Annotated in this window: 28 protein-coding genes; 19 read left to right on the top strand and 9 right to left on the bottom strand. The window is 70.5% G+C overall.

Going from position 1 to position 26,211, the window contains the following annotated elements; translation table 11 throughout:
* Nucleotide 1: 1 nt before the first annotated feature.
* Nucleotides 2-430 (bottom strand): hypothetical protein, encoded by a 429-nt coding sequence (locus tag QLQ12_RS11410; RefSeq protein ID WP_282759259.1) that lies wholly within the window; start codon nucleotides 428-430, stop codon nucleotides 2-4.
* A 114-nt stretch (nucleotides 431-544) separates the two neighbouring features.
* On the opposite strand from QLQ12_RS11410, the gene QLQ12_RS11405 reads away from it, so the two are divergent.
* Nucleotides 545-952: a PH domain-containing protein gene (locus QLQ12_RS11405; protein WP_282759258.1), complete on the top strand. Its 408-nt coding sequence runs from the start codon at nucleotides 545-547 to the stop codon at nucleotides 950-952.
* Between the two features lie 8 nt (nucleotides 953-960).
* Here the strand turns inward: QLQ12_RS11405 and QLQ12_RS11400 are convergent, their stop codons facing one another.
* Together QLQ12_RS11400 and QLQ12_RS11395 are read right to left on the bottom strand one after the other, a co-directional pair.
* Nucleotides 961-1,875, bottom strand: coding sequence for a rhomboid family intramembrane serine protease (locus QLQ12_RS11400; protein WP_282759256.1), 915 nt, complete (start codon nucleotides 1,873-1,875; stop codon nucleotides 961-963).
* Between the two features lie 23 nt (nucleotides 1,876-1,898).
* Nucleotides 1,899-2,423, bottom strand: a complete 525-nt coding sequence (locus QLQ12_RS11395; RefSeq protein ID WP_282759254.1) for a peptidylprolyl isomerase — start codon at nucleotides 2,421-2,423, stop codon at nucleotides 1,899-1,901.
* A gap of 168 nt (nucleotides 2,424-2,591) precedes the next feature.
* On the opposite strand from QLQ12_RS11395, the gene QLQ12_RS11390 reads away from it, so the two are divergent.
* Nucleotides 2,592-3,134: a hypothetical protein gene (locus QLQ12_RS11390; RefSeq protein ID WP_282759253.1), complete on the top strand. Its 543-nt coding sequence runs from the start codon at nucleotides 2,592-2,594 to the stop codon at nucleotides 3,132-3,134.
* A gap of 4 nt (nucleotides 3,135-3,138) precedes the next feature.
* Here QLQ12_RS11390 and eccB read toward each other — a convergent pair whose 3' ends face one another.
* Genes eccB through QLQ12_RS11375 form a run of 3 tightly spaced genes read right to left on the bottom strand, consistent with a single transcriptional unit; the run spans nucleotide 3,139 to nucleotide 6,786 of the window.
* Nucleotides 3,139-4,461, bottom strand: a complete 1,323-nt coding sequence (gene eccB / locus QLQ12_RS11385; RefSeq protein WP_282759252.1) for a type VII secretion protein EccB — start codon at nucleotides 4,459-4,461, stop codon at nucleotides 3,139-3,141.
* A 37-nt stretch (nucleotides 4,462-4,498) separates the two neighbouring features.
* On the bottom strand, nucleotides 4,499-5,674 hold the full coding sequence (locus tag QLQ12_RS11380) for a magnesium and cobalt transport protein CorA (protein WP_407651459.1): 1,176 nt from the start codon (nucleotides 5,672-5,674) through the stop codon (nucleotides 4,499-4,501).
* 17 nt (nucleotides 5,675-5,691) lie between these two features.
* Nucleotides 5,692-6,786 (bottom strand): aminotransferase-like domain-containing protein, encoded by a 1,095-nt coding sequence (locus QLQ12_RS11375; RefSeq protein WP_282759249.1) that lies wholly within the window; start codon nucleotides 6,784-6,786, stop codon nucleotides 5,692-5,694.
* A gap of 121 nt (nucleotides 6,787-6,907) precedes the next feature.
* Between QLQ12_RS11375 and QLQ12_RS11370 the strand changes: the two genes are divergently transcribed.
* The 3 genes from QLQ12_RS11370 (at nucleotide 6,908) to QLQ12_RS11360 (ending at nucleotide 9,625) form a co-directional block, all read left to right on the top strand.
* A complete protein-coding gene (locus QLQ12_RS11370) occupies nucleotides 6,908-7,639 on the top strand; it encodes a phosphocholine cytidylyltransferase family protein (RefSeq protein ID WP_282759248.1) in 732 nt (243 codons plus the stop codon).
* Nucleotides 7,627-8,688 carry an iron-containing alcohol dehydrogenase family protein gene (locus tag QLQ12_RS11365; protein WP_282759246.1) on the top strand — a complete coding sequence of 354 codons (1,062 nt, stop codon included), beginning with the start codon at nucleotides 7,627-7,629 and terminating at the stop codon, nucleotides 8,686-8,688. The genes QLQ12_RS11370 and QLQ12_RS11365 overlap by 13 nt, the downstream gene beginning before the upstream one ends.
* 271 nt (nucleotides 8,689-8,959) lie before the next feature.
* Entirely contained in the window at nucleotides 8,960-9,625 is a 666-nt protein-coding gene (locus QLQ12_RS11360) for a CDP-alcohol phosphatidyltransferase family protein (protein WP_328518273.1), read from the top strand.
* A gap of 195 nt (nucleotides 9,626-9,820) precedes the next feature.
* Here the strand turns inward: QLQ12_RS11360 and QLQ12_RS11355 are convergent, their stop codons facing one another.
* Nucleotides 9,821-10,996: a glycosyltransferase gene (locus QLQ12_RS11355; protein ID WP_282759245.1), complete on the bottom strand. Its 1,176-nt coding sequence runs from the start codon at nucleotides 10,994-10,996 to the stop codon at nucleotides 9,821-9,823.
* Nucleotides 10,997-11,064: 68 nt separating this feature from the next.
* Between QLQ12_RS11355 and QLQ12_RS11350 the strand changes: the two genes are divergently transcribed.
* The 10 genes from QLQ12_RS11350 to QLQ12_RS11305 all read left to right on the top strand — a co-directional run bounded on the left by QLQ12_RS11350 (nucleotide 11,065) and on the right by QLQ12_RS11305 (nucleotide 21,968).
* Nucleotides 11,065-11,925, top strand: coding sequence for an Fpg/Nei family DNA glycosylase (locus QLQ12_RS11350; RefSeq protein WP_282759244.1), 861 nt, complete (start codon nucleotides 11,065-11,067; stop codon nucleotides 11,923-11,925).
* Nucleotides 11,926-12,101: 176 nt separating this feature from the next.
* A complete protein-coding gene (locus QLQ12_RS11345; protein ID WP_282759242.1) occupies nucleotides 12,102-13,685 on the top strand; it encodes a sugar transferase in 1,584 nt (527 codons plus the stop codon).
* 38 nt (nucleotides 13,686-13,723) lie between these two features.
* Nucleotides 13,724-14,917: a sensor histidine kinase gene (locus tag QLQ12_RS11340; RefSeq protein WP_282759241.1), complete on the top strand. Its 1,194-nt coding sequence runs from the start codon at nucleotides 13,724-13,726 to the stop codon at nucleotides 14,915-14,917.
* Nucleotides 14,914-15,651: a LytR/AlgR family response regulator transcription factor gene (locus QLQ12_RS11335; protein ID WP_282759239.1), complete on the top strand. Its 738-nt coding sequence runs from the start codon at nucleotides 14,914-14,916 to the stop codon at nucleotides 15,649-15,651. Before QLQ12_RS11340 ends, QLQ12_RS11335 begins: the two co-directional genes overlap by 4 nt.
* Before the next feature lie 250 nt (nucleotides 15,652-15,901).
* Nucleotides 15,902-16,588 (top strand): response regulator transcription factor, encoded by a 687-nt coding sequence (locus tag QLQ12_RS11330; protein ID WP_282759237.1) that lies wholly within the window; start codon nucleotides 15,902-15,904, stop codon nucleotides 16,586-16,588.
* An 11-nt stretch (nucleotides 16,589-16,599) separates the two neighbouring features.
* Nucleotides 16,600-17,646 (top strand): HAMP domain-containing sensor histidine kinase, encoded by a 1,047-nt coding sequence (locus QLQ12_RS11325; protein WP_282759401.1) that lies wholly within the window; start codon nucleotides 16,600-16,602, stop codon nucleotides 17,644-17,646.
* Between the two features lie 10 nt (nucleotides 17,647-17,656).
* Nucleotides 17,657-19,219 (top strand): DUF4153 domain-containing protein, encoded by a 1,563-nt coding sequence (locus tag QLQ12_RS11320; protein ID WP_282759236.1) that lies wholly within the window; start codon nucleotides 17,657-17,659, stop codon nucleotides 19,217-19,219.
* Between the two features lie 31 nt (nucleotides 19,220-19,250).
* On the top strand, nucleotides 19,251-19,634 hold the full coding sequence (locus QLQ12_RS11315) for a DUF485 domain-containing protein (RefSeq protein ID WP_282759235.1): 384 nt from the start codon (nucleotides 19,251-19,253) through the stop codon (nucleotides 19,632-19,634).
* Nucleotides 19,631-21,253 carry a sodium/solute symporter gene (locus QLQ12_RS11310; RefSeq protein ID WP_282759233.1) on the top strand — a complete coding sequence of 541 codons (1,623 nt, stop codon included), beginning with the start codon at nucleotides 19,631-19,633 and terminating at the stop codon, nucleotides 21,251-21,253. Before QLQ12_RS11315 ends, QLQ12_RS11310 begins: the two co-directional genes overlap by 4 nt.
* A gap of 61 nt (nucleotides 21,254-21,314) precedes the next feature.
* On the top strand, nucleotides 21,315-21,968 hold the full coding sequence (locus tag QLQ12_RS11305; protein ID WP_282759231.1) for an RlpA-like double-psi beta-barrel domain-containing protein: 654 nt from the start codon (nucleotides 21,315-21,317) through the stop codon (nucleotides 21,966-21,968).
* A gap of 49 nt (nucleotides 21,969-22,017) precedes the next feature.
* On the opposite strand, the gene QLQ12_RS11300 is transcribed toward QLQ12_RS11305, so the two are convergent.
* Nucleotides 22,018-22,278, bottom strand: coding sequence for a hypothetical protein (locus tag QLQ12_RS11300; RefSeq protein ID WP_282759229.1), 261 nt, complete (start codon nucleotides 22,276-22,278; stop codon nucleotides 22,018-22,020).
* 76 nt (nucleotides 22,279-22,354) lie between these two features.
* On the opposite strand from QLQ12_RS11300, the gene QLQ12_RS11295 reads away from it, so the two are divergent.
* Nucleotides 22,355-23,128 carry a GntR family transcriptional regulator gene (locus QLQ12_RS11295; RefSeq protein WP_282759228.1) on the top strand — a complete coding sequence of 258 codons (774 nt, stop codon included), beginning with the start codon at nucleotides 22,355-22,357 and terminating at the stop codon, nucleotides 23,126-23,128.
* Here QLQ12_RS11295 and QLQ12_RS11290 read toward each other — a convergent pair.
* A complete protein-coding gene (locus tag QLQ12_RS11290; protein ID WP_282759227.1) occupies nucleotides 23,076-23,354 on the bottom strand; it encodes a hypothetical protein in 279 nt (92 codons plus the stop codon). The two genes, QLQ12_RS11295 and QLQ12_RS11290, sit on opposite strands and share 53 nt — an antisense overlap.
* 72 nt (nucleotides 23,355-23,426) lie before the next feature.
* Between QLQ12_RS11290 and QLQ12_RS11285 the strand changes: the two genes are divergently transcribed.
* The 3 genes from QLQ12_RS11285 (at nucleotide 23,427) to QLQ12_RS11275 (ending at nucleotide 26,090) form a co-directional block, all read left to right on the top strand.
* Nucleotides 23,427-23,951: a flavin reductase family protein gene (locus tag QLQ12_RS11285; RefSeq protein WP_282759225.1), complete on the top strand. Its 525-nt coding sequence runs from the start codon at nucleotides 23,427-23,429 to the stop codon at nucleotides 23,949-23,951.
* A 118-nt stretch (nucleotides 23,952-24,069) separates the two neighbouring features.
* On the top strand, nucleotides 24,070-24,414 hold the full coding sequence (locus QLQ12_RS11280) for a DUF485 domain-containing protein (RefSeq protein ID WP_282759223.1): 345 nt from the start codon (nucleotides 24,070-24,072) through the stop codon (nucleotides 24,412-24,414).
* Nucleotides 24,414-26,090, top strand: a complete 1,677-nt coding sequence (locus QLQ12_RS11275; protein ID WP_282759221.1) for a solute symporter family protein — start codon at nucleotides 24,414-24,416, stop codon at nucleotides 26,088-26,090. The genes QLQ12_RS11280 and QLQ12_RS11275 overlap by 1 nt, the downstream gene beginning before the upstream one ends.
* Nucleotides 26,091-26,211: the final 121 nt, after the last annotated feature.

The following is a 26,211-nucleotide window of genomic DNA, read 5'->3' as shown; positions in this document are numbered from 1 at the left end:
CTCAGGCGTAGACCGTTCGGGGGGCGAAGAAGCCCTCGCGCAGCAGCGACTCGACCCGCCACACCGTCTCCGAGTCGCCCAGGCGCATCCGGAACCGCTCGCGCACCCCGTCCATCGCGTTGAGAGCGAGCTCGATGCCCGGTTTGGACAGGTCCAGACGCCAGGTCACATTGCTCAGGAGGCGCAGGTTGGCGTTGAGGTGAAGCCGCAGCCGGTGCAGTGGCCGGGTCTCCTGGGTGACGACCAGACGGCGCCCGGTCAGCAGCAGGATCCAGTCCCCGGAGAGTGGCGCCCCCGGCCGGACGCAGCGGGCCACCAGGACCGCGGGATCGTCGGGGTCCACGCAGTTACGAAAGATCGGGAGGTGCCGGTTCGCGACCGGGAGGGCCGCGGCTGCCTCGGCCGCGGGGTGGAACGTACTCAAGAACACGTCCATGCTGTGTTAACGGGGGATAAACGAAGGAAGAGGCGGGCGTCGACGACTGAATATCGGATTACAACGGCGGTGTGATAGTGGGGCCGGCCATTCTGCGATAGTGATGAGATGCAGTGGCGAGTCAGGCCGGTTCTCCCGGTGGCGAAACTGATCGGCGCGGCCGCCCTTCCGGTGCTGGTCGCCGGGTTCGCCCCGGACGACCTGTCCCGCTGGGCGCTCGCCGCCGTCGTCACCGCCGGCATCGTCGCCTGGGCGTTGCGCGACCTGCTCATCCCGGTCCGCCTGGCGGCGGACGCCGATGGCGTCACCGTGCTCGCCGGTTTCGCTCGCCGCCGCCGTCTGCCCTGGTCCCAGATCGAGACGGTACGGGTGGAGACCGGCACCCGCCGCGGCCTGCGCAGCGAACTGCTGGAGATCGACGCGGGCGACGCCGTCTATCTGCTGAGCGCGAACCAGCTCGGCGCGATACCGGAGGACGTGGCGCTCGCCCTGGCCGACCTGCGCACGGTCAGCTGAAGTCACAGTCAGCCGTAGATGTTGAGCAACGCCATCGTCCGCAGCACCACCGCGGCGAGGATCAGCAGCAGCACCGCCACCAGGCCGATCACCTGTTTGAGTGCGCGCCGTGGCATCTTGGCGTAGGCCAGCACGGCGGCGGCCGCCGCGCCCACCGCCAAGCCGCCGAGGTGACCGGCCACCGAAATGCCCGGCACGGTGAAGGTGAAAAGCAGGTTGGTGATCAGCAGCGGCATCACCGGGCCGACGTCGAGCGCCATCCGCCTGTTGATCACGATGACCGCGATGATCAGGCCGAAGGTAGCCGTCGAGGCGCCCGCCGACTGCCCGAACGGTGGCTGGAAGACGTAGGCCGCGACGTTTCCGCCGAAGCCGGCAAGCAGATAGAGCGCGAGGAAACGGGCCGGCCCGAGCTGCCGCTCCAGATAGCGGCCCATCGTGGCCACCAGCGACATGTTGAGCAGCAGGTGCACCGCGCCGTAGTTGATGAACATCGCGGTGACCAGTCGGTACCACTCGCCGGAGGCCACGCCGTGGATTTCGCCGCCGTAGCCCGCATAGCCCAGCACCGCACCCCACTGGGTGACCGGGGTGCCGATGCCGAGCAGGCCGAACCAGCCGCCACCGCCGGCGATCGCCTGTGGGCCGCCGAGGATCGCCGAGGCGATCAGGAACAGCACGTTGACCGCGATGATCGCCTGACAGACGTAGCCGAGCCGGCCGGCGCGGCTCCCGCCGAAGGCGGTGCGCGCCGGCCGCTGACTGCGGCGGCCCTCTTTGACACAGTCCGGACAGTGGTGGCCGACGACTGCGTCGTTCATGCAGCTGGTGCAGATCGGACGATCACACCGGCTGCAGGAGAGCAGCGTCTCCCTCGACGGGTGCCGATAGCACACCGGAGCCGTCGACGGAGCCTCACTCATGGCACCAAAGGTACCTTGAGAGGTCAGGCGCGTTCGATCTCCACGCGCTGAATGACGACGTCCTCGCGGGGACGGTCGCCCGGACCGGTCGGGGTGTTCGCGATCGAGTCGACGACCTTCGCCGACTGCTCGTCCGCGACCTGGCCGAAGATCGTGTGACGGCGGTTCAGGTGCGGCGTCGGGCCGACCGTGATGAAGAACTGCGAGCCGTTGGTGCCCGGCCCGGCGTTCGCCATGGCGAGCAGGTACGGGCGGTCGAAGAAGAGCTCCGGGTGAAACTCGTCGGCGAACTGGAAGCCCGGGCCACCACGGCCGGTGCCGGTCGGGTCACCCATCTGGACCATGAAACCGGGGATGACCCGGTGCGAGATGGTGCCGTCGTAGTACGGCCCGCTGCCCGGCTGACCGGTGCGCGGGTCGGTGTACGGCTTCGTGCCCTCGGCCAGCTCCACGAAGTTCCGGACCGTCGCCGGAGCGTGATCCGGGAAGAGCTGCACCCGGATCGTGCCGTGATTGGTGTGCAGGGTGGCGTAAAGGTTCTCTGCCACGGGTACTCCCGTCTGCGTGATGGGCTGTTCTCGTGCAATTCGGATCCTCCCCCATGTGATGGATCCGGCCGCGCGGGGGTACCCGAGAAGGCAACATGGCCTGAAGAAGACCACAGGAGGTGGGCACTGGTGTTCGCAACGATTCGTCGTCGGAGCCGGAAAGCGCGCATGCGCAACGAGCTCGGCCAGAGCGTTGATCATCTCAAGCGCGCGGCCTCGATCGCCGCAACCGAGACCAGCGCGACCGTCACACCCAGGATCAACGCCGCCAAGGACCGGGTCCAGCCGGCCGCGACCGCGGCCCGGGACGCCGCCTCACAGAGCTGGGACAGCGCGCTCGCCGCGCTGGTGACCGCGTCGGAGAACGTCCGGCAGGCCGGCAAGACGGCCAAGAAGGCCACCCGCAAGGAGATCAAGCAGCAGGCCAAGGCCGAGAAGAAGATGGCCGGCAAGCTGCAGAAGAAGGCCGAGAAGTCGGCCGGGCGCAAGAAGGGCCGGGCGAGCAAGCTCGCCGGTTACGCGCTGATCGGCACCGCGGTCGGGGTGGGCGCCGCCTACATCGCTCGCCGTCGCCGTGACGCGCAGTGGGACGAGTACGAGCCCACTGCCCGCACCGGAGCCGACGACGCGGCCTTCGAGCCGATCGAGCCGACCGTCTACACCACGTCCAACGGCACCATGAGCGAGCAGAGCAAGCAGGAACCCCGGTAATCCGTCAACGCCGGCCGGCCCGGACAGGATCCAGGGCCGGCCCGGCAGGCAAGTACGCGACCAGCTGTGCCGGAATGCGCGTGGGGCGCACGCTCGCGTACCCCAGCCGGCCCAGCAGGTCGCGGCTCGCCAAGGCGTGCTGTCGGCCGGAGTCGGTGACGAGACTCACCGTGCCGCTGTCCGCCGGCGCGTCCGGTGACGCGGTGGCCTCCACCACGGCGCCCTTACCCCGTGCCACGTGCACCAGGTCGACGTGGGCCGCGCCGGGCGGAGCCACACCGGCGGGGATGGTGGGGTTGATCTTGATGCCGTCGCCCGGCAGCGTCACGCAGGCGCTCGCCGGCGCCTCCGCCAGCGCGGGGACACTCGCGGGCAGGCCCTCGGCCGAGCCGCTGAGCCCGCTCTTCGACCCCGGAAGCCCGATGAGGTCGATGCCGGCGCTGATCGGCGTCGCGGTCGCGCCGGCCAGAAGCTTGGCCTGCAACTCGGTGAGCGGGGCGATCCCGTCGCTGAGGACGACCGCGAAACTCTTGCCGTCGCCGGTGAGCACCTGACCGACCCGGCGACCGGCGATCACCGAGGTCTTCCGCAGGTTCGGGATCGTGGGCGGGGCCAGGTCGGCGCCCGCCGGGACCGCGTCGATCCAGGCGGTCGAGACGACCCAGGGACGGGTGCCGTACCAGCCGAGGGCACGCTGGATCGTGTCGACGTCGGCGGCGGGCAACAGATGCCGCTGCGAACCGTTGACCAGATGGGTACGCCCGGACGGATCCCGCACCAGCAGGCCACCGGAGAGCGCCGCCCCGCCGGACGGTGTGCTCCCGACCAGCAGCGTGCTGCGCGGCCGGCCGCCCGCCGTGTCGCTGCACACCGACCAGGCCCCGGCGAGCAGGCTCTTGGCCGCCGGCAGGGAGTCCGGCGCCTCCGGGATGCCGAGCGGCTCCCCCAGCGGCATCCGGGCCAGTTTCTCGGCCGGAACGTTCTTCAGCGCGGGCGCCGTCCCACCGGCCAGCAGCAGACCGGACGTGTAGTTGAGAACCGGATGCAGCTTGCCGTCCGACTCCAGATAGACGTACCGCGCGCCGGTCTTCTTCTCCACCAGCACCGAGTTCGGGTCGTTCGCCTCGGCCATGCTGTGGCCGGTGAAGACGCCGTACACCGCGAAACCGCCGACCGTGAGAGCGGCGACCAGCAGGCCGACCAGGGCTGTGACACCGGCGCGGCGCAGCGGCGAACGATGCGGGTCCGGGTCGTGTGACACCAGCGCCGCCACCACACGCTGCACCGAGTATTGATAGGAGTGCAGCTCATCCTGACGCGACGGCACCCCGACACTCTAGAGCCCCGCTTCTCTGTGGTGGGGGTCAGAGCCACCCGTTGCGTCGCAGAGCCCGGTAGAGCAACACGGTGATCAGCACCAACAGGGCGACCAGGGCCGGGTACCCGTACTTCCACTGGGTCTCCGGCATGTACTTGAAGTTCATCCCGTAGACGCCGGCGAACGCGGTCCAGACCGTGGCGATGGCCGCCCATGAGGCGATCTTGCGCATGTCGTTGTTCTGGTCGACGGTCACCTGCGCCAGCCGTGCCTGCAGGATCGAGTTGAGCAGGTCGTCGTAGGAGGAGACCTGCTCGACCGTACGCGTCAGATGGTCCTGGACGTCGCGGAAGTAGCGCCGGATCTCCTTGGGCACCACGCCCTGACTCGACGTGATCGCCGCGAGCGGCCGCTGCAGCGGGACCACCGCCCGGCGGAACTCCACCAGCTCCCGTTTGAGCTGGTAGACCTGCTGAATCGGGGCGCTGCGCTCGCGGGAGAACACACCCTCCTCGATGGTGTCCAGGTCGGCCTCGAAGTCGTCGGCCACATCGAGATAGTGGTCGACCACCCGGTCGGTGACCGCGTACGCCACCGCCCACGGTCCCTGCTCCAGCAGCGCGCCCCGCTGCGTCTCCAGGTCGGCGCGGACCGGCGCCAGCTCGGAGGCGTCGCCGTGCCGGACCGTGATGACGAACTGTTCCCCGATGAAGATCATCATCTGGCCGGTCTCGACCACCTGGGAACTCTCGGTCAGCTCCTGATGCGGCACGTATCGCGCGGTGCGCAGCACCAGGAAGTGGACCGCGTTGAACTGCTCCAGCTTGGGCCGCTGCTCGGCCTTGACCGCGTCCTCCACCGCGAGCTCGTGCAGGCCGTAGGTGCGGGCGATCGCCGTCATCTCCGGCTCCGACGGCTGGTGCAGGCCCAGCCAGACGAAGGCACCCTCCCGGCCGCGCGCCTCCTCGAGCGCCTGATCCGGGGTGAAGTCACCCGGCATGCGCTTGCCGTCGGCGTAGACACCGCAGTCCACCACCGCACTGGCGCCGGTGCGAGCGAAGCCCTGCTGGCCCGGATGATCGCCGGTGTTGAGGAGACCTCGCATCCGGTCCGCCCACACCTTTCCCAGAGGCCGGCCTCTGGTCCACGAGCGTTCCGTCATGCCAACCTCCCCCGCCGACGACAAACCAACCGAGGGTACCCGCGCCGGGTGGGTGACCACCCACCCGGCGCATGGGGTCAGCCGCGTACCTCTTCGATCGCCTCGGCGATCCGTCGCACGCCCTCGTCGATCTGGTCGACGGTGACCGCGGAGAACGCCAGGCGCAGCGAGCTCTTGCCGCCCTCCAGCAGGAAGTCACTGCCCTTGACGACCGCGACACCCTTCTTCATCGCGGCCGGGAAGAGCTTGTCCACATCGACGTCGGACGGCAGATCCACCCAGAGGAAGTAGCCGCCGTCCGGCTCGGTGAAGGTGGCGCCGGGGATGTACTTGCGGATCGACTCGGCCAGAACCCGGGCGCGCTCACCCAGCGCGGCACTGACCGTCCGCACCGACTTCTCGATGTCGCCGGAGACACAGAACTGGTGGACGATCGCCTCGGACACCATGCCGGGGGAGATGTACAGGTTGGTCGCCTTCTTCGCGATCGCGTCGATCAGCGCGGCCGGGCCGACCAGGTAACCGACACGGACGCCGGGGCACACCGTCTTGGTGAAGCTGGAGGCGTGCACGACCAGGTTGTCGGAGTCCAGCGAGAGCATCGACGGCAGCGGCTCGCCACGGAACCGGATGTCCACGTACGGGTCGTCCTCGAAGATGAGGAACTCGTACTCGGCGGCCAGGGCGAGCAGAGCCCGGCGCTTGGCCTCCGAGAGTGTGACACCGGCCGGGTTCTGGTAGTTGGGGATGATGTGGGCCAGCTTCGGCCGCACCCCCGACTCGAGGAGCGCACGCAGCTCGTCGACGTCGACGCCGTCCGGCTGGACCGTGACCTGGTGCACCTTGGCGCCCAGGTTCTGCAGGTTGAGCAGCGTCCGGTCGTACGTCGGCTTCTCCACCACCACGTCGTCGCCCGGCTTGACCAGGTGGCCGAAGAGGAAGGCGTCGGCCTGGAGCGAGCCGTTCGTCACGATGACCTGGTCGGCGGAGACGTCGTGCTTGTCGGCGATCCACTTCCGCAGCGGGAGATAACCGACGGAGGTGCCGTACGCGGTCACCCCGGCAGGGTCGGCGTCGAAGGCGCGCGCGGCGGCGGCCTTCAGCCCCTCGACGTCGACGATGTCCAGCGACGGAGCGCCACGGGCAAAGGAGATCAGCTGCTCAGCGGTCATGCCCCACAGCTTAGAAGCCGGGTCTATACCATTTTCCGTGTGCCCCTCGCGAGTCCTACGGGTGGGACACATGCCGCTATCCTCGCTGGGCACCCCTCACATCGCTGGAAGGAACCACCCCATGATCGGACTGGTACTCGCCGCCGGGGCCGGGCGCCGGCTGCGCCCGTACACGGACACGCTCCCGAAGGCGCTTGTCCCCGTGGACGGGGAGACCACGATCATGGACATCTCGCTCCGCAACCTCGCGGCCGCGGGCCTGACCGAGGTGACCATCGTCGTCGGCTACCGCGCCGTCGAGGTGGAGGAGCGCGTCGAGGGTTTCCAGCAGAAGTACGGCGTGAACATCTCCCTGGTGCACAACGACAAGGCCGAGGAGTGGAACAACGCCTACTCCCTGTGGCTCGCCCGGGACCACTTCGCCCAGGGCGCCCTCATGGTGAACGGCGACACCGTCCACCCGGTCAGCGTGGAACACACCCTGCTGGCCAAGCGCGGCCCGAGCATCCTCCTCGCTCTCGACACTGTTAAGAAGCTGGCTGACGAGGAGATGAAGACCGTCTTCAATGAAGATGGCCAGCTGACCAAAATCACGAAGCTGATGGACCCGGCCGAGGCGTACGGCGAGTACATCGGCGCCAACATCATCGAGGCGTCCGCGGCCGGCAAGCTGGCCGACGCGCTGAAGACGACGTTCGAGCGGGACCCCAACCAGTTCTACGAGGACGGCTTCCAGGAGTTCGCGAACCGCGGCGGCGAGGTCCGCGGCGCGCCGATCGGCGACGTGTCCTGGGTCGAGGTCGACAACCACGAGGACCTGGCGAAGGCCCGGGAGATCGCATGCCGCTACTAGCCCGTAGCGTCCAGACCCCGCTGCACATCGAGGTGCGGCGGGGCGCGGTCGCCGACCTCGGCAAGATCCTCGCGGACGGCCGCATCTCGGCCGGCGGCGACGTCGCCGTCGTGGTCGGACCCGGGCTGGGCGAACAGATCGTCGATCTGATCCGCCCCTCTCTCAACTCCGCCGAGGTCTTCGTCACCAGCGGTGGCACCCTGGACGCCGCCCTCGACCTGGCGGCGAAACTCCGCAGCGGTCACTACGACGCGGTCGTCGGCATCGGCGGCGGCAAGACCGTCGACACGGCGAAGTACGCGGCCAGCCGCTGGGGCCTGCCGATGGTGTCGGTGGCGACCAGCCTGGCCAACGACGGCATCGCCTCCCCGGTGGCAAGCCTGGTCAACGACGGGATCAAAGGCTCCTACGGAGTGCACATCCCGTTCGGCGTCATCGTCGACCTGGACTTCGTCGAAAGCGGCCCGGAGCGGGTCAACCGCGCCGGCATCGGTGATGTGGTCAGCAACATCAGCGCGCTCGCCGACTGGGAACTGGGCCGGCAGATCCGCGGCGAGACGGTGGACGGCCTCGCGGCGTCACTGTCCCGGATGGGCGCCGAGGCAGTCCTGGCCATGCCGGGCGACATGACCGACGACGCGTTCGTCACCACCCTCGCCGACGCCCTGATCTCCAGCGGGCTGGCGATGGCCGTCGCGGGCACCAGCATCCCGTGCAGCGGCGGCTGCCACGAGATCATGCACGCCACCGACGCACTGTTCCCCGGCACCGCATCACACGGCGAACTGGCCGGCATGGGCGCGCTCTTCTGCACGTTCCTGCGCGGTGACGAGCGACGGCTCAAGCAGATGTCCGACTGCCTGGCCCGGCACCAGCTGCCCCGTACCCCGTCCGATGTCGGGTTGAAGGTCGAGCAGTTCGTGCAGGTCGTCGAGTTCGCGCCGCGGACCCGGCCGGACCGCTACACCATCCTGGAACACCTTGCCCTGACGCCGGAGCAGATCCGGCAGAAGCTGGCCGAATACGACGATGTTCTCGCGAAAATCTGACCCGGCCTCCGGCTCCGGCCGCTCCGCCACCGAGGGCGGCCGGCCACCGGCGGCGCGGTCCGGGGCGGCTCCGCCTCCGGTCAGCGTCACCCGCATCGACCACCCGGCATCCGGCCAGGCATCCGGCATCCCTGCCTCCGGCCAAGCCTCGCCCGGCCACGCGGCCGGTTCCCCGCCGCCGGCGGCCGGCGGTCCCTCCTCCGATTCCGGCACACCCTTCCGCGGTACGCCCACCGCCGCCGACTACTACGCGGTCAACCGGGGCGGTGGCCTGTTCAGCGAGGGCATCAGCCAGCGGATCGGCGCCCGGATCGCGGTCAGCGCCCACAAACGGCACCTGTCCCCGACCGTGCTCACCATCTTCAACCTGGGACTCGGCTGCCTGGTCTCGTTCGTCGTGATCGCCGCCGCCGGCCCGGTCGCCGACGGCAGCCTGTGGGCGGCGCCGGTCGGGCTGCTCGCCTTGATCGGCTGGCAGCTGGCGTACGCCTTCGACTGCTCCGACGGCCAGCTCGCCCGGGTCACCGGCCAGGCCAGTCCGGCCGGCGCCCGCCTCGACGTGCTCTGCGACGTCGCCGTGCAGTCCTCCCTGGTCGCGGCACTGGCCGCGACCGCCAAGGCCCAGGAACCGGCCACCCCGGCGTGGCTGCTGGCCGCCTTCGCCGCCACCTGGATGGTCAACCTGGTCACCTCGGTGATGCAGACCGGCAGCCAGGCGGCGAGCATGGTCACCAGTTCGTCCCTGCCGGTGCGAGTGGTCAAGCTGGTCCGCGACTACGGCGCCGTGGTCGCCCTGGCGGGTGTCGTCCTCACCGTCGCCCCGCAGTGGGCGGTGTGGTTCGTCGCCCTGTTCACGCTGGTCAACGGGGGTTTCCTCGCCGCGAGCATCGCCTTCGCCGGCCGGGCGGCGCTCAAGCCCCCCACAACCGGCATGTGAGTCACGGCGAGCCGTTTCGGCGGTGACCCCGCCCAGCCGAGCCCAGCCCAGCCCCGTTCCGCCCAGCCCGTCCCGCCGGCCAGCCGTCGCCCAGCCGCACCACTGCGGCCCCGCAACACACCCCGGCTACGGCTCGGGGGGCTTGTTGGGCGTGGTCGGGGCTGCGGGGGCGGCTCACGGCGTACGCCGCTGGGGTTATCGGTGGGCGTGGCGGGACATGTCGGCGTAGACGGAGATCAGCCGGGGTGTGAGCACGTCGGGATGGAAATGCCGCTGGTAGCGGGATCGCGCGGCGGAGGCCGCGGCGGCCGCGCCCGCGCGGGCGAGCGGGAGCGCGGCGGCGAGGGCGGCCGGATCCGGCGCAGCGAGCCAGCCGGCCGCGTCCGCGCCGGTGCCGACCATGTAGGGGATGCCGCCGACCGCGGTGCCGAGAACCGCACGCCCGGACGACATCGCCTCGAGGATCACCGTAGGCAGGACGTCTTCCCAGGTGGGGACGGCGACGACCACGGCTGAGACCTGGCGGGCGGCGATCATGCCGGCCCGGTCCAGCGGGCCGAGGTAGGTGATGTCGGAACGTTCGAGGGCCGCCTGCTCGGCGAGCGGTCGCAGCTCGCCGTCGCCGGCGATGCGCAGCGGGCCGAGGCTGCCGTCGGGATGCCGTCGCCACGCGTCGAGCAGCAGGCCGAGGCCCTTCTCCGGGGAGAGCCGGGCGCCGTAGAGGAAACCGTCACCGAGCGGGGCGGGAGCGCCCGGGTCGGGCAGCCCGTTCGGCTTGACGACGATGCGGTCGGCGGGGATGCCGTAGTCCGCGAGGTGCGCGGCGATCTTGTCGGTGAGCGCGATGTACCGGTCGACCGAGCGCCAGGTCGGCCGGTGCACGGCCAGCGTGGTCGCCATGATCGCGCTCTGCGCGGCGGAGCCCCGGTAGCAGCGGTTCTTCACCGCCGGCCAGCCCACCAGCTTGCCCCGGCAGTCGTGACAGTTGTGGCCGTCGCGGAAGTACAGCCCGGACGAGCAGACCTGCCGGTAGTTGTGCACGGTCTGCACCACCGGAACGCCGTGCGCGTGCGCGGTCCGGATCACCCACGGCGAGAGCAGGGGGTACGGGTTGTGCAGGTGCAGCGCGTCCGGCCGGAACCCGGTGAGCAGCCGGGCCAGGTCGCGCTGGGCCGGCGCGCCGTAGACCGGGGAGATCGGCAGCAGCGCCTTGCCCGCCGCCGACAGGGAGGCGATCGAGTCGGAACTGCGCTGGAAAGCCTCGACCTCGACGCCCGCCGCCCGCAGCTGGCCGATCTCCGTATCGACGATCACGTTCTCGCCGGAGGGGATCGCCTCGCGGTACCGGTTGTGAGCCACCACCACCTTCATGGTCGGAGCCTAATGGTCGCGAACCGCGCTCTCTCCTCGCCGGCGGTGGAAAACGCTACCGTGGGAAGGTGCCCGAACTCCCCGAGGTCGAGGCGCTCGCGGCCTACCTGCGTGAGCGCGCCGTCGGCCGCACCGTGGAACGCTTCGAAGTCGCCTCCTTCAGCGCGCTGAAGACCTATGATCCGGCGCCCGCCGCCGTCGCCGGCCTGCCCGTGACGGGCGCCGGGCGGCACGGCAAGTTCCTCGACGTCGGTCTCGGCGACGACCTGCGGCTGATCGTGCACCTGGCGCGGGCCGGGTGGCTGCACTACCGGGACGCGTTCAAGTCGCCGGCCCCGCTGAAGCCGGGCAGCGGCCCGATCGCGGTGCGAGTGCGGCTCGACGACGGCTCCGGGTTTGACCTGACCGAGGCCGGCACGCAGAAGTCCCTCGCCGCCTACCTGGTGCGCGACCCGTCCGAGGTGCCCGGTGTGGCGCGCCTCGGCCCGGACGCGCTGGCCGTGTCCCCGGAGGAGTTCGCCACCCGGATCCGCGGGCGCAAAGGACAGATCAAGGGGGTCCTCGTCGATCAGGAGGTGCTCGCCGGAATCGGGAACGCCTACTCCGACGAGATCCTGCACGCGGCGCGACTGTCCCCTTTCGCTCTCACCGGAAAACTCACCGACGAGCAGATCACCGCGCTGTACGAAGCGATGCGGACGATCGAGACGGACGCGGTCGAGCGTTCGGTCGGGCAGAGAGCGGCCGAGCTCAAGGGTGAGAAACGCGCCGGGATGCGGGTGCACGCCCGCACCGGCCTGCCCTGCCCGGTCTGCGGCGACACGGTCCGCGAAGTGTCGTTCGCGGACAAGAGCCTGCAGTACTGCGCGACCTGCCAAACCGGAGGGAAACCGCTCGCGGACCGCCGGCTGTCCAAGCTGGTCCGATAACCTGCCACCGAGCGATGACTGTGCGTATACATCTCGATTGCCGCCGTCACGTCACCTTCTCTGCGGCCGATCCATCGGTATAGTGGCCCGGTCCCTGGCAACCGTTATGACGCGAACGGGTATCGGCGGACCCTCCGACGACACCAAGGTCGTGGCGGTGCGTAATCTTTTTCCGGATGCGGGAGGACGTAGGCGGAGTGACCACTAGCCTGCATCGCCCAACCACCAACAGCAGCCGGAGCGAACCCGTGCGGTACGACAGCTTCGAGTGGCAGGAGCAGCCACCGAGCAACGGGGTGCCCCGAAACGCTTGGGGCCGGCCGAACCGCAGAGTGTCCCGCTGGCACCGGCCGTACACGCTCATGCTCATCGTGCTCGACATGCTCTCCACGCTCGGCGCCAGCTACATCGCGAGCTCGTTGGAGAAGTCGCAGGCCGGCTTCCAGAACCGGACCTGGGGTTCCCTCGACGGCACGGACCTGTTCAATTTCTTCGCCTATTTCGTGCTGCCGCTCGGCTGGCTGGTCCTGCTCTGGGCCAACGGCACCTACGACCGCCGCTACCTCGGCCTGGGCAGCGAAGAGTTCAAGCGGGTCCTGCGGACCTCGGTCACCGTAGTCGCCGCCGTCTCGCTGCTCGCGTTCGCCACCAAGGCGGATCTGTCCCGCGGGACGGTCGCCACGGTGTCGCTGAGCGCCCTCGTCCTGCTGCTGATGGGCCGGGCCGCCGCCCGGCAGATCCTGCACCTGACCCGGCGTCACACCGGCCACGGCGCACACCGGATGGTACTGGTGGGCACGCTGCCGGAGGCGCTGGAGGTCTACACCGCGGTCACCCGCAGCCCGGCCGCCGGCCTCATCCCGGTCGCCATCCACCTCACCGACGGCTACGCCGCCGCCCGCGGCATCGAGACCCCGGTTCCGGTGTACGCCGGCCGCGACGTGCTCTCCCTGGTCCGCGAGGTCGGCGCCGACACGATCGCGGTCTGCGGCTCGGCCAGCGCCGAGCCCGGTGAGCTGCGCCGCCTGGCCTGGCAGTTGGAGGGCACCGGCGTGGACCTGGTGGTCGCGCCGCAGCTGACCGACATCGCCGGGCCGCGCGTGCACATCCGCCCGATCGAGGGCCTGCCGCTGCTGCACGTCGAGGAACCGACCCTCTCCGGCCCCGGCTGGCTGGCCAAGAACCTGATGGACCGGGTCGCCGCCGGCCTCGGCCTGCTGATGATCAGCCCGGTCTTGCTGTTCATCGCGGCCGGTATCCGGCTGTCCGACCCCGGCCCGGTGTTCTTCCGGCAGACCCGGGTGGGCCACGACGGGCGCACCTTCAAGGTCTGGAAGTTCCGGACCATGTACGTGGACGCCGAGGAACGCAAGGCCACGCTGGCGGAGCTCAACGAGACCGACGGCATGCTCTTCAAGATGAAGCAGGACCCCCGGATCTTCTCGTTCGGGGCGAAGCTGCGCGCCACCTCGATGGACGAACTGCCCCAGCTGATCAACGTGCTCAAGGGCGAGATGTCCCTGGTCGGTCCCCGCCCGCTGCCCGCGGACGACGGCGACTACCTCGGTGACGTCCGCCGGCGCCTGCTGGTGCGGCCCGGCATGACGGGTCTGTGGCAGGTGAGCGGACGGTCCGAACTGTCCTGGGACGAGGCGGTCCGGCTCGACCTCTACTACGTCGACAACTGGTCGCTCACCTATGACCTGAGCATCCTCTGGCGCACCATCTGGGTGGTCCTCAAACGCAAGGGCGCCTACTAGGGCTGGACGCGACGTGGCGCACCCGTAAGGATCGCGGGGTGGCCGGTCAGGTGGGCAGTGCGGTGGCGGTGGTCGCTGTGCTCGCCGCGCTGGCGGCGGCTGTGGTGGCGGTTCTGCGGCTGCGGGCCCGGCGCGGGATCGCCACGGCGATGCAGCGAGCCACCTACGACGTGCTGCACACTGCCGCTCTCGCGGCCGAGCCGCTGCGGGCGGGCCTGACCCCGGCGACGGCCGGGAAGGCGGTCCGGCATCTGCGGGTGCTGGTCGGGGCGGTCGGGCTGGCGATCGTCGACGGGGACCGCTGCCTGGCGTACGACGGCCGGGGCGCCCACCACGAGGACGAACTCGTCGCGGCGGCCAGGCGCACCGTGAAGACGCAGCGTTCGGTCGTACTCAACGCCTCTGATCTGGGTTGTGACCGGGTGGACTGTGTGGTGCGCGGCGCGGTGGTCGCGCCGCTGACCGGGCCCGGGGGTGCGGCTGAGGCCGCGCTGGTCGCGGTGGCCGACGGCCAGCCGGCGCCGGGTCTGGTGCAGGCGACGCTGGAGGCGGCGCGCTGGGCCGGATCGCAGTTGGCGCTGGCCGAGCTGGACTCGTCGCGGGAGCGGCTGGCCCGGGCCGAGGTGCGCGCGCTGCGTGCCCAGATCAGCCCGCATTTCATCTACAACGCGCTGACCGCGATCGCCTCGTTCGTGCGCACCGACCCGGAGCGGGCCCGCGAGCTGATTCTGGAGTTCGCCGAGTTCACCCGCTACTCGTTCCGGGCACACGGCGAGTTCACGACGCTTGCCGAGGAGTTGCGCTCGATCGACCGCTATCTGACCATCGAGCGGGCCCGGTTCGGCGACCGGCTGCAGGTCAGGCTGCAGATCGCGCCCGAGGTGCTGCCGGTCGGCCTGCCGTTCCTGTGCCTGCAGCCGCTGGTGGAGAACGCGGTCCGGCACGGCCTGTCCCGTAAGCCGGGCGTCGGTAGGGTGAGCATCGAGGCCCGTGACGCCGGAGCCGAGTGTCACATCACGGTCGAGGACGACGGGGTGGGCATGGATCCGGCGGTGTTCGCGCGGGACGGATCGGACTCCGACGACGGGCAGCACGTCGGCCTGGTGAATGTGGACGAGCGGCTGCGATCGGTCTTCGGCGACCACAACGGCCTGGTGGTGGAGACCGCTCTCGGGTCGGGGACGAAAGTGAGCATGCGGGTGCCGAAGTTCCATCCCCAGGTACGGGCATGAGTCTCGTCGTTCTGGCCGTCGACGACGAGCCTCCGGCCCTCGATGAGCTGGCCTACCTGCTGAACGCCGATGACCGGGTGGCGCATGTGCACCGGGCCGGCGACGCGACCGAGGCGTTGCGGGTGCTCCGGGACACCGAGGTGGACGCGGTCTTCCTGGACATCCGGATGCCCGGCCTGGACGGGATGGAACTGGCCCGGATCCTGCGGCGGTTCGCGCAGCCGCCGGCGATCGTCTTCGTGACGGCCTACGACGACGGCGCGGTGGACGCGTTCGACCTGGGTGTGACCGACTACGTGCGCAAGCCGGTGCGGGCCGAGCGGCTGGGTGAGTCGCTGCGCCGGGTGGCGGGTCTGCGCGCGGCGCCGGCGCCGGCGGTTCCGGCGGACGAGCCGGCCATTCCGGTGGAGCTGGCCGGCACGACGAGGATGCTGCCGCGTTCCTCGGTGCGGTGGGTGGAGGCGCAGGGTGATTACGCCCGGCTGCACACCGGGGACGCCTCCCATCTGGTCCGGGTTTCACTCTCCACCCTCGCCGAGCGCTGGGCCAACGCCGGTTTCGTCCGGATCCACCGCTCCTATCTGGTGCAGTTGCGCCTGGTCACCGAGCTTCGGCTGACCGGCTCGGGCTATGTGGTGGCGGTCGACGGGGTGGAGTTGCCGGTCAGCCGACGGCACACCCGTGAGCTGAAGGATCGCCTGATCCGGGCCGTCAAGCACGACTGGATTCGTTGAATCCACACGTTTATCCACAGCCCTGACGGCTTCTCCACAGAGTTATCCACAGGGCTCTCCCCATTTCCTGCCAACCCCGGGACCGCTCCCGGTCACGGGTGCTCGTATGGGCAGAGGATCACCTCCACAGGTTGTTCACAACTCCACCGCCGCCTCTACGCAGGCGGTCAATAAGCTCCTGGCCACCGGCCGGTGAGTCACGGGGGCGCACCGGCCGGCGACCAGGGGTCGACGGAGAGGTGCCAGGAGCGTGGAGACGATCGAACGGCGGATTCTCGTCGTCGAGGACGAGCGGGCCATCGCTGACGCGGTGGCAGCCCGTCTGCGTGCCGAGGGTTTCCTCGTGCAGGTGGTCGGGGACGGGCCGGGCGCGGTCGCGGCGGTCCGGCAGAACCCGCCGGACCTGATGGTCCTCGACGTGATGCTGCCCGGCTTCGACGGCCTGGAGGTGTGCCGCCGGATCCAGGCGGAACGACCGGTGCCGGTGCTGATGTTGACCGCCCGCGACGACGAGACGGACCAGCTGGTCGGGCTCGCGGTCGGGGCGGACGACTACATGGTCAAACCGTTCTCGATGCGGGTGCTGGCGGCCCGCGTGCACGCCCTGCTGCGACGGGCGGAGAAGGCCGCCGCCCCGCCGCCAGCGCCCGCGTTGCGGCTCGGCTCCCTGGAGATCAACCAGGCGGAGCGGCGGGTGCTGCGCGACGGCGTGGAGGTGCACCTGACGCCGACCGAGTTCGACCTGCTGGTGCACCTGGCCGGGCGGCCCCGGACGGTACTTCCCCGGGAGCGGCTGCTGGCCGACGTGTGGGGCTGGGCGGACACCTCGGGGACCCGGACGGTGGACAGCCACATCAAAGGGCTGCGGCGCAAGCTGGGTGCGGACCTGATCCGCACGGTTCACGGCGTCGGGTACGCCCTCGAGGTGGACCGGTGAGCGCCTGGCTGATGACGCGGATCCACAATCTGGTGGCGCCGCTGTTCGCGTGGCTGCCCCGGCCGCTCGACCCGGTCCGCTCGATCAAGGCGAAGCTGTCGCTGGCTCTCGGGTTCGCCGGCGGCGTCGGTCTGCTGGTGTTCCTGTGGAGGATCGACTTCTACCGGGTCGACGTGCTGTGGATCGCCATCGCCGCGGCGCTCGGCCTGGTCACCCTGCAGGTGATGGCGCACGGCGCGACCGTGCCGCTGCGGGAGATGACGGTCGCCGCCCGGGAGATGGCCCGCGGCGACTACACCCGTCGCATCCGTACCCGGTCCCAGGACGAGGTGGGCGAGCTCGCGACGGCGTTCAACCAGATGGCGGCCGACCTGGCGGCTTCCGACCGGCAGCGACGGGAGCTGATCGCGAACGTCTCGCACGAATTGCGTACGCCGATCACCGCGCTGCGTGGCCTGCTGGAGAACATCGTCGACGGGGTGGCCGCGGCCGAACCGGAGACGATGCGGACCGCCCTGACCCAGACCGAACGGCTCAGCCGCCTGGTCACCGACCTGCTCGACCTGTCCCGGCTGGACGCCGGGGTGGTGCCGATGCGCCGCGACCCGATCGACGTGCCGGTCTTCCTGGACCGGGTGGTGCGGGAGGCGACGGTGAACGCCGGCGGCAGCGGCCATGACGTGCGGTTCGAGGTGGCGGCGCCGCACCTGGTGGTGCCCGGCGACCGGGAACGCCTGCATCAGGTGTTCGCGAACCTGCTGGACAACGCGGCCCGGCACAGCCCGCGCGGCGGCGTCGTCACGGTCCGCGCCGAACGCCACGACGACCACGTGGTGGTGACCGTCATGGATCAGGGCGACGGCATCCCGGCCGCGGAGCGGGAGCGAGTCTTCGAGCGTTTCACCCGGGGCGAGCGCGCCACCGGCGGCGGCACCGGGCTGGGCCTCGCGATCGCCCGCTGGGTGGTGCAGCTGCACCGGGGCTCCATCGCGGTGGTCGAGCCGGACGACCGGCGCGGGTGCCACATCCAGGTAAGACTTCCCCTCTCAGCGGTCTGAGGTGACTCCTTTGTCGACAGCACCGACCTCCTTGGCGTCCAAGCAGCCGGCGAATCTGCACGGCCCGTGGCCCGCGCTCAGTCCCTGGGTCCGGCTCTGGCCCGGCCCGGGGCGGCCGGCGTCGCCGGCAACGGTGATCGCCGTCTTCGCCGCCACCCTGATCGCCGCTCTCAGCATCCCCCTGGACCGGGCCGGTCTGGGCTGGTTCGTCACCGCGCTGGCCGGCACCGCGGCCCTGGTCGTGGCCCGGACGGTCCGCTCTCCCGACGCGGTTCCGGCGCTGGTCGAGCGGCCCGTGGACGTCGGCACCCGGGACAGGTTCCTGTGGGCCGCGGCCACCGTCGCGCTCCTCGCGACCGGCACCTTCCGGGCGGCGGGCTGGCTCTTCGCGCTCTGCCTGCTGACCGCCACGCTCACCACCGCGCTGGCGCTGTCGTCCGGCCGCTCGCTGCGTTCGATCGCCGTCACGCACGTTCTGGCCCCGGCGGCCGCGACGCGCGGCGCACTCTGGCTGGCTCGTGGGGCGGCCCGGCTGCGCGGCCGGGGCCACAACGGCGCCCCGGTCCGGGTGCTGGCCACCATCGCGGTGTCGGTCTTGCTGCTCACCGTCTTCGGCGCGCTGTTCGTCTCGGCCGACGCCGCCTTCGCCCGGATCTTCGAGGCGGCCGTTCCCGACCTCGACGTCGTCACGATCGGCCGCTGGGTGTTCGTCTCGGCGGTCACCGCCCCACTGCTCACCGCCGCCGCGTTCCTGCGTGCCGCCCCGCCTGCGACCGGGAGACTGGACCGCACCGAGGGCCGTAAGGTCGGCCGCGTGGAGTGGGCGGTCCCGCTCGGCCTGCTGGTGCTCCTCTTCGCCGCGTTCGTGACGGTCCAGCTGCCCGTCCTCTTCGGTGGCGATCAGCACGTGGTGGAGACCGATGGGCTCGCCTACGCCCAGTACGCCCGCAGCGGCTTCTTCGAGCTCTGCGCGGTCACCGGCCTGACCCTGGTGGTGCTGGCCGGCGCGGCCCGGTGGGCGCCGCGGACCGGACAGACCGACCGGATCCTGCTGCGCGTGGTGCTCGGTGCGCTGGCCACCCTGACCCTGGTGATCGTCGCCTCGGCGCTGCACCGGATGGACGTCTACACCGACGCCTACGGCCTGACCCGTCTGCGGCTGCTGGTGGCCTGCTGCGAGGCCTGGTTCGGGATCGTCCTGGTGATGGTGCTGGTGGCCGGCATCCGGATCCGGGCACCCTGGCTGCCCCGGGTGGCGATCGCGGCCGGTGTGCTGACCCTGCTCGGGCTGGCCGGGGCGAATCCGGACGGCCTGATCGCGGAGAACCACGTCCAGCGGACCGACCGGATCGACCTGGGCTACCTCGCGGACCTCTCGCCGGACGCCGCACCGGCGATCGCCGGGCTGGACGACCCGGAACGCCGCAACTGCCTGCTGACGGCGATCGGCGAGTCGATGCCGGCCGACGACTGGCGGGGCTGGAACCTGGCCCGCGAGACGGCCCGTGACCTGATCGCGAAGTATCCCGCGAATCATCCGGCCGGGTGCGGGGAGCTGATCCACCGGTATTGACATTCGGGCAGGGGCGGACAGACTGCCGGACATGGCCGTCGACGATCCGCCTCCGCGCCCGCGCGTCCGGGTCGTGCTGGCCGACGCCCGCAGCGGCACCTCCGACCATGGCAGCGCCGACCTCACCGAGCAGACCCCGGTCGGTGAGGCGCTGGTCAAGGGCCTGGTCCGGGCCCAGTTGGCGCTCGCGCTGCGGCTCTCCCTGGTGGTGGTCGCCGGCCTCGGGACCCTGCCGCTGCTGTTCGCCGCGGCCCCGGCCGTCGGCGCGGTCAAGGTCTTCGGTGTCCACCTGCCGTGGCTGCTGCTCGGGCTGCTGTCGTTCCCGTTCCTGGTCGGGGTGGGCGCCGCCTACGTGCGCTGGGCCGAGCGCAACGAGCAGGACTTCGCCGCCCTGATCCGCAGGCCGGAGCGGTGAACCCATACCTGGTGCCGGGCCTGGTCCTGGTCCTGCTGCTGACCGTGGCGATCGGGGCGTACGGCCTGCGTTTCGCCCGGACCACATCGGACTTCCTGGTCGCCTCCCGTTCGGTGAGCCCGTCCTGGAACGCGGCCGCGATCAGTGGCGAGTACCTGTCGGCCGCGTCCTTCCTCGGTGTCGCCGGACTGGTCCTCCGCTACGGCGTCGACGTCCTCTGGTACCCGGTCGGGTTCGCCGCCGGCTATCTGGCCCTGCTGCTGTTCGTGGCGGCTCCGCTGCGGCGCTCGGGCGCGTTCACTCTGCCGGACTTCTGCCAGGTGCGGCTCAGATCGTCCGTGCTGCGCCGGCTCGCGACCGCGTTCGTGCTGTTCATCGGCTGTCTCTACCTGCTGCCGCAGCTGCAGGGGGCGGGCCTCACGTTCAGCACCCTGACCGGGGGGTCGTACGCCTGGGGCGCGCTGGTCGTCGGTGTCGTGGTCACGGCGAACGTGGCGTTCGGCGGGATGCGGGCGATCACCTTCGTGCAGGCGTTCCAGTACTGGCTGAAGTTGACCGCTCTGGCCGTACCGATGATCTTCCTGATCCTGCAGTGGCAGGCCGACGGCCGCCCGGAGGTGACCCCGCCGGCGGGTGCGGTCTTCCCGGCCGCGACCACCGTCGTGGTGGAGCGGGACGCGGTTCTGGACGGCACGAGAGTGGTCGAGGCCGGCGAGACGCTGCATTTCGCCGCCGGCGATCGGGTTCCCCGGGTGAGCACTGTGGATGCCGAGTTCGGCGCGGCCTGGTTGCGGCCGGGCGAACGAGGGCTGTTCGCCACCTACTCGCTGATCTTGGCGACGTTCCTGGGAACCATGGGGCTTCCCCATGTCCTCGTCCGGTTCTATACCAACCCGGACGGCGCCTCGGCCCGCCGGACGACACTCGTCGTGCTCGCGATGGTCGGCCTGTTCTACCTGCTCCCGACGCTGTACGGGGTGCTGGGCCGGATCTACACGCCCCAGTTGCTGATGACCGGCAACACCGACGCCGTGGTGCTGCTGCTGCCGGAGGCCGCCCTCGGCGACGGCCATCTGGGGCGGCTGCTCGGCGCCCTGGTCACCGCGGGCGCGCTCGCCGCGTTCCTGTCCACCTCGTCCGGCCTGCTGACCAGCGTGGCCGGGGTGATCTTCACGGATGTGCTGCGGCCCGGCCGCAACGGGTCGGTCCGCGACTTCCGGGTGGCGACCGTGCTGGCCGCGCTGGTGCCGATCGGGCTGGCGCTGTATGTGTCCGACATGGACGTGTCGCGGGTGGTGGGGCTGGCCTTCGCGGTGGCGGCGTCGAGTTTCTGCCCGCTGCTGGTGCTCGGCATCTGGTGGCGGGGGCTGACCGACGCCGGCGCGATCGCCGGGCTGATCGCCGGTGGCGGCGCGGCGATGGCGGCCGTGCTGCTGACCGTGCTCGGGCCGCCGCTGCCGAGTTCGTTCGCCGAGTTCGTCGGGCAGCCCGCCGCCTGGACCGTGCCGCTGTCCTTCCTGGTCATGGTCGGGGTCTCGCTGCTCACCGGGAAGCGGGTGCCGCCGGACGTCGGCGCGACCATGCTGCGGTTGCACGCCCCGGAATCACTGCGGAGTTGATTTAAGGATCTTTAAGGTAAGCCGCCCGGCCACGGCGTGGAGCGCACCCGTAGTCGTGGGCATGAGACGAACCTACCGACGTCCCGTACAGCCCGGACGCAACCGCAAGATCGTGATCGGACTCGCCGTGGCCGCGCTGGTTGGTGGCGGTATCGCCGTCGGCACCGGCTTGAGCAGCGCATCCACCGTCTGCGACGGGATGGATGACGCGATCGGCCGCAACCAGGAGTTCATCGCCGCCCAGCGGGCCAGCCCCAACGCGCAGACCGAGGCCGTGGTGGCGAACCGGCAGGCCGTGATCGACCTGATCAACGTGCAGCGGAAGCAGGCGGGCTGCGGAGGTGCGGTCGCGGCCCCGCCGGCAGCGGCCCCGCCGGTCGCCGCGCCCCCGGCGGCGGCCCCGGCCAAGCCGGTCCAGCAGGCGACCACCGCACCCCCCGCGGCGGGCGGCGGAAACGCGGCGGCCGGTGACGTCGTCTGCGCGGGCTCGACCGTCACGGTCTCCGGCGAGGGCGGCGCCCCGGCCGCCTCCAGCGGCACCTTCCCGCTCGGCACCACCCTGCGGGTCCGCAACCTGGACAACAACAAGAGCATCACCGTCAAGGTGGCGAGCACGTCGGGAAGCTGCGTGCTGCTCAACAACGCGGCCTTCGAAGAGGTCCGCGAGCCGGGGAAGTTCCTGATCAGGCGGGCCGTCATCGAGCGGGTGGGCTGATCGGTTCGGGCGGTCCGAGTTCCCGGACCGCCCGACGGCCCGCTTCAGCTCAGCGGATGCGGCGCAAGCCGTCGCGCTTCACGAAGATGACCCGCCGTTCGGTGGCCTCGCCCGTCGGCCCGAGCACGTAGCCGTCGATCCACAGCCAGCCGTCATAGGTCATGCGCGGGTCGACCCGGATCACCCGGAAGGTCAGTGCCCGGTCGCCCGCGAACTGGACACTGGCCGCGACACCGACATGGAGCACCTCCCCGGCCCGGGGCAACGCCTCGCTGATGGTCCGCCTCCCATCGTCGCCACCCGCAGACATTACACAAAATGTGTAACCCGGTGGCAGCGGCGGCGATCGTCCACTTTCGAGTCCCGATGGGGCAGCATGATCGGCTATGAGTGCCATCGACCCCGAGATACCCGACGACGGGCACCGCTCGCGCCAGCGGCAACTCGCCGGCGATCTGCGGGCGCTGATCCTCTCCGGCGACATCGGCCCCGACCAGCGTCTGCCGAGCACCGCCGAGCTGACCCGCCGCTACGCGGTCAACAACCAGACAGTCACCCGGGCGCTCGCGCTCCTCAAGGCCGAAGGCCTGGTCACCGGCCACAAGGGAAAGTCGGTGGTCTCCACCCGGCGCCGCCCGGCCGTGGTCCGGGCCAGCCATTACCCCACGCCGGTCGCACCCGGCGATCCGCTGCCATGGCTCGGCGCCACCGGGCGGGACGCGGTGGTCCGGCTGCTCGGCGTGGGCGAGACGGCCGCCCCGGCCCAGGTGGCCCGCACCTTCGGACTCCCGGCCGGCGAGCCGGTCGTCTTCCGGCACCAGGTGCTCGTGCTCGACGGGGAGCCGGCCGAACTCGTCTGGACGTATTACCCGGCGGAGATCGCCCGGGGCACCGCGCTGGCCGGTGACCGGCGGCTGCGCGGCGGATCGCCGACCGTCCTGGCCGCGCTGGGCCATCCGCTGCGGCACGCGGTCGACCAGGTGTCGGTGCGGCCGGCCACGGTCGCCGAGTTCATCGCGCTGCAACTGCCCGGGGACATCCCGGTGTTACGGCAGTTCCGGACCGCTTACACCGACCGGGAACGGCCGATCGAGGTGACCGTCATGATCAAGGCCGGCCAGCAGTTCGAGATTCGGTACGAGTTACCGGCGGGGGACTGACCGCGGCCGGGTGCAGACCGGCGTGGCGGACGAAGATGCGGCGGCGCTGCAGGGCGTTGCCGGCCGGGCCGAGCACGTAGCCGTCAAGCCAGATCCAGCCGTCGTAGGTGACGCGGGGGTCGACCCGGATCACCCGGAACGTCAGCGCACGCTCACCGGAGAACTGGACGCTCGCCTCCGGGCCGACCCGCACGACGTCCCCCGGGTGGAGCATCACCTGATCCATCGCCTAAAAATAGTTCTTGATCAATCAAAGCGGGTAGCCGCGTGCACAATCTGTAATCGGGAGAATGGTCGCATGCACTCCGACGAGCCTGGCGGCCGTATTCACTCCACCGATCCGTTCGCCGCACCGGAGGCGGAGAAATCCCAGGTCCGGCGCCTGCGCGGCCGGTTCGCCGCGACCGTGACCCTGTGGACCGCACCCGGCCCCGCCGGGCTGACCGTCTCGTCCGCGGTGATCGCCGACGGGGATCCCGGCCGGGTGCTCGGCCTGATCGATGAGGAGAGCGACTTCTGGGAGGCGGCCTCCCGGGCCGGCCGGTTCGCCGTCACCGTGCTGACGCCCGCCGACCGGCAGCTCGCCGACCGGTTCGCCGGCCTGTTCCCGGCTCCCGGCGGCCTGTTCGCGACCGGCGACTGGGAGCAGACCGACTACGGCCCGGTTCCCGCGCACGCCGGCACCTGGGCCGGGTGCCGGCTCGACGGCAACCGCCCGTACGGGTGGGCGCTGCTGCTCGACGGGGTGATCGAGACGATGACCACCGGAACCGCCGGCACACCTCTGATCCACTACCGGGGCAGGTACACCGAACTGGCCTGACTGCCGCTCAGCGCAGTCAGACCGCCACTCAGCGCAGACCCCGACCGGCGGCCGGTGACACGGCTCACTCCTTCGTACGGTGCCGGAAAGTTCGCCCTCACGAAGGTGGTGAAACCCCGTGCCGGCATCCGCCGAGAGATACCTCGAAGTGCAACGCTCCGAGGAGTTCGCTCAACTGCGCCACAGGCTGCGCAGATTCATCTTCCCGACGACGGTCGCGTTCATCGTCTGGTACTCGCTCTACGTGCTGCTGTCCGCGTACGCGCGTGATTTCATGGCCATCAAGCTGATCGGCAACATCAACGTCGCGCTGATCTTCGGCGTTTTGCAGTTCGTCTCCACCTTCCTGATCGCCTGGTTCTACTCCCGGTACGCGGCGCAGAAGCTGGACCCGCTGGCCGACCAGATCCTGCACAAGGTCGACGACGTTCCCGCCACCACCGTTGACGGGGGCAAGAACTGATGGCTCCACAGTTCCTCGCCGCCGAGGCGTCCACCAGCACCTCTCGTACGCTGACCATCACGCTGTTCCTGGTCTTCGTGGCGATCACCTTGGCGATCACCGTCTGGGCCAGCCGGCAGACCAAGACCGCCACCGACTTCTACGCCGGCGGCCGGCAGTTCTCCGGCTTCCAGAACGGCATGGCGATCGGCGGCGACTACATGTCGGCGGCGTCCTTCCTCGGCATCGCCGGCATCATCGCCCTGTACGGCTACGACGGCTTCCTCTACTCGATCGGCTTCCTGGTCGCCTGGCTGGTCGCGCTGCTGCTGGTCGCCGAGTTCCTGCGCAACTCGGGCCGTTTCACGATGGCCGACGTGCTGGCGTTCCGGATGCGCCAGCGCCCGGTCCGGACCGCGGCGAGCGTCTCCACCATCGTCGTGTCGATCTTCTACCTGATCGCCCAGATGGTCGGCGCCGGCGCGCTGGTCTCGCTGCTGCTGGGGATCAAGCCGGGCACCGAGTTCCTGGGCATGGACGGCGACACCGCCAAGGTCGCCACCATCATCCTGGTCGGCGCTCTGATGATCGTCTACGTGACGGTCGGCGGCATGAAGGGCACCACCTACGTCCAGATCGTCAAGGCGTTCATGCTGATGGGCGGCGCCCTGATCATGGTGCTGATGGTGCTCGCGCACTACAAGTTCAACCTGTCGGCGCTGCTCGGTGACGCGGCCACACGGTCCGGCAAGGGCGACGCCTTCCTGGAACCCGGTCTGCGTTACGGCGTGGAGACGGCCGGTGACGCGGCGAAGACGTTCTACAGCAAGATGGACCTGCTGTCGCTGGGTCTCGCGCTGGTCCTCGGCACAGCCGGCCTGCCGCACATCCTGACCCGCTTCTACACCGTCCCGACCAGCCGGATCGCGCGTAAGAGCGTGCTCTGGGCGATCGGCATCATCGGCACGTTCTACCTGTTCACCCTGGCCCTGGGCTTCGGCGCGGCGGCCCTGGTGGGTGGTGCGGACATCACCGCCCAGGACAAGGCGGGCAACACCGCGGCTCCACAGCTCGCACAGGAGCTGGGCATCGAGTATCTGGGCGGCAACACCGGCGGCGCGATCATGCTGGCCGTCATCGCGGCGGTCGCCTTCGCCACCATCCTGGCCGTGGTCGCCGGTCTCACGCTCGCGTCGTCGTCCAGCCTGGCGCACGACTTCTACGCCAGCGTGATCAAGCGGGGCAACGCCTCCGAGCGGGACGAGGTCCGGGTGGCCCGGATCGCCGCCCTGATCATCGGCGCGGTCGCGATCGCCCTGTCGATCTTCGCGCAGAGCCTGAACGTCGCCTTCCTGGTGGCGCTCGCGTTCGCGGTGGCGGCGTCGGCGAACCTGCCGGCGATCCTCTACAGCCTGTTCTGGCGCCGGTTCAACACGGCGGGCGCGCTCTGGTCCATCTACGGCGGCCTGATCAGCGCGGTGGTGCTGGTGTTCTTCTCGCCGGTGGTGTCCGGCTCGGCCACCGCGATGTTCCCGGCGCAGGACTGGCAGTGGTTCCCGCTGTCGAACCCGGGCATCATCTCGATCCCGCTCGGCTTCTTCTTCGGCTGGCTCGGCACCGTCATCACCAAGGAGAGCGACCCGGAGAAGTACGCGGAACTCGAGGTCCGGTCGCTGACCGGGCACGGGGCTCACTGACATTTCCCAGTGCACGGGCCGGCGTAGTCGCCGACGCCGGCCCGTGACCGCGCGGTCACTCTCCCACCTTCGTGCCGAAGCGCGGCGACAGCAGGGCTCACCGGCGGGCATTACGTAATCT

This window comes from Actinoplanes sandaracinus, from assembly GCF_030009775.1.
Taxonomy (GTDB): domain Bacteria; phylum Actinomycetota; class Actinomycetes; order Mycobacteriales; family Micromonosporaceae; genus Actinoplanes; species Actinoplanes sandaracinus.
The sequence above is the reverse complement of the archived record's forward strand: the minus strand, read 5'-3'. Positions and strand labels throughout refer to the sequence as shown.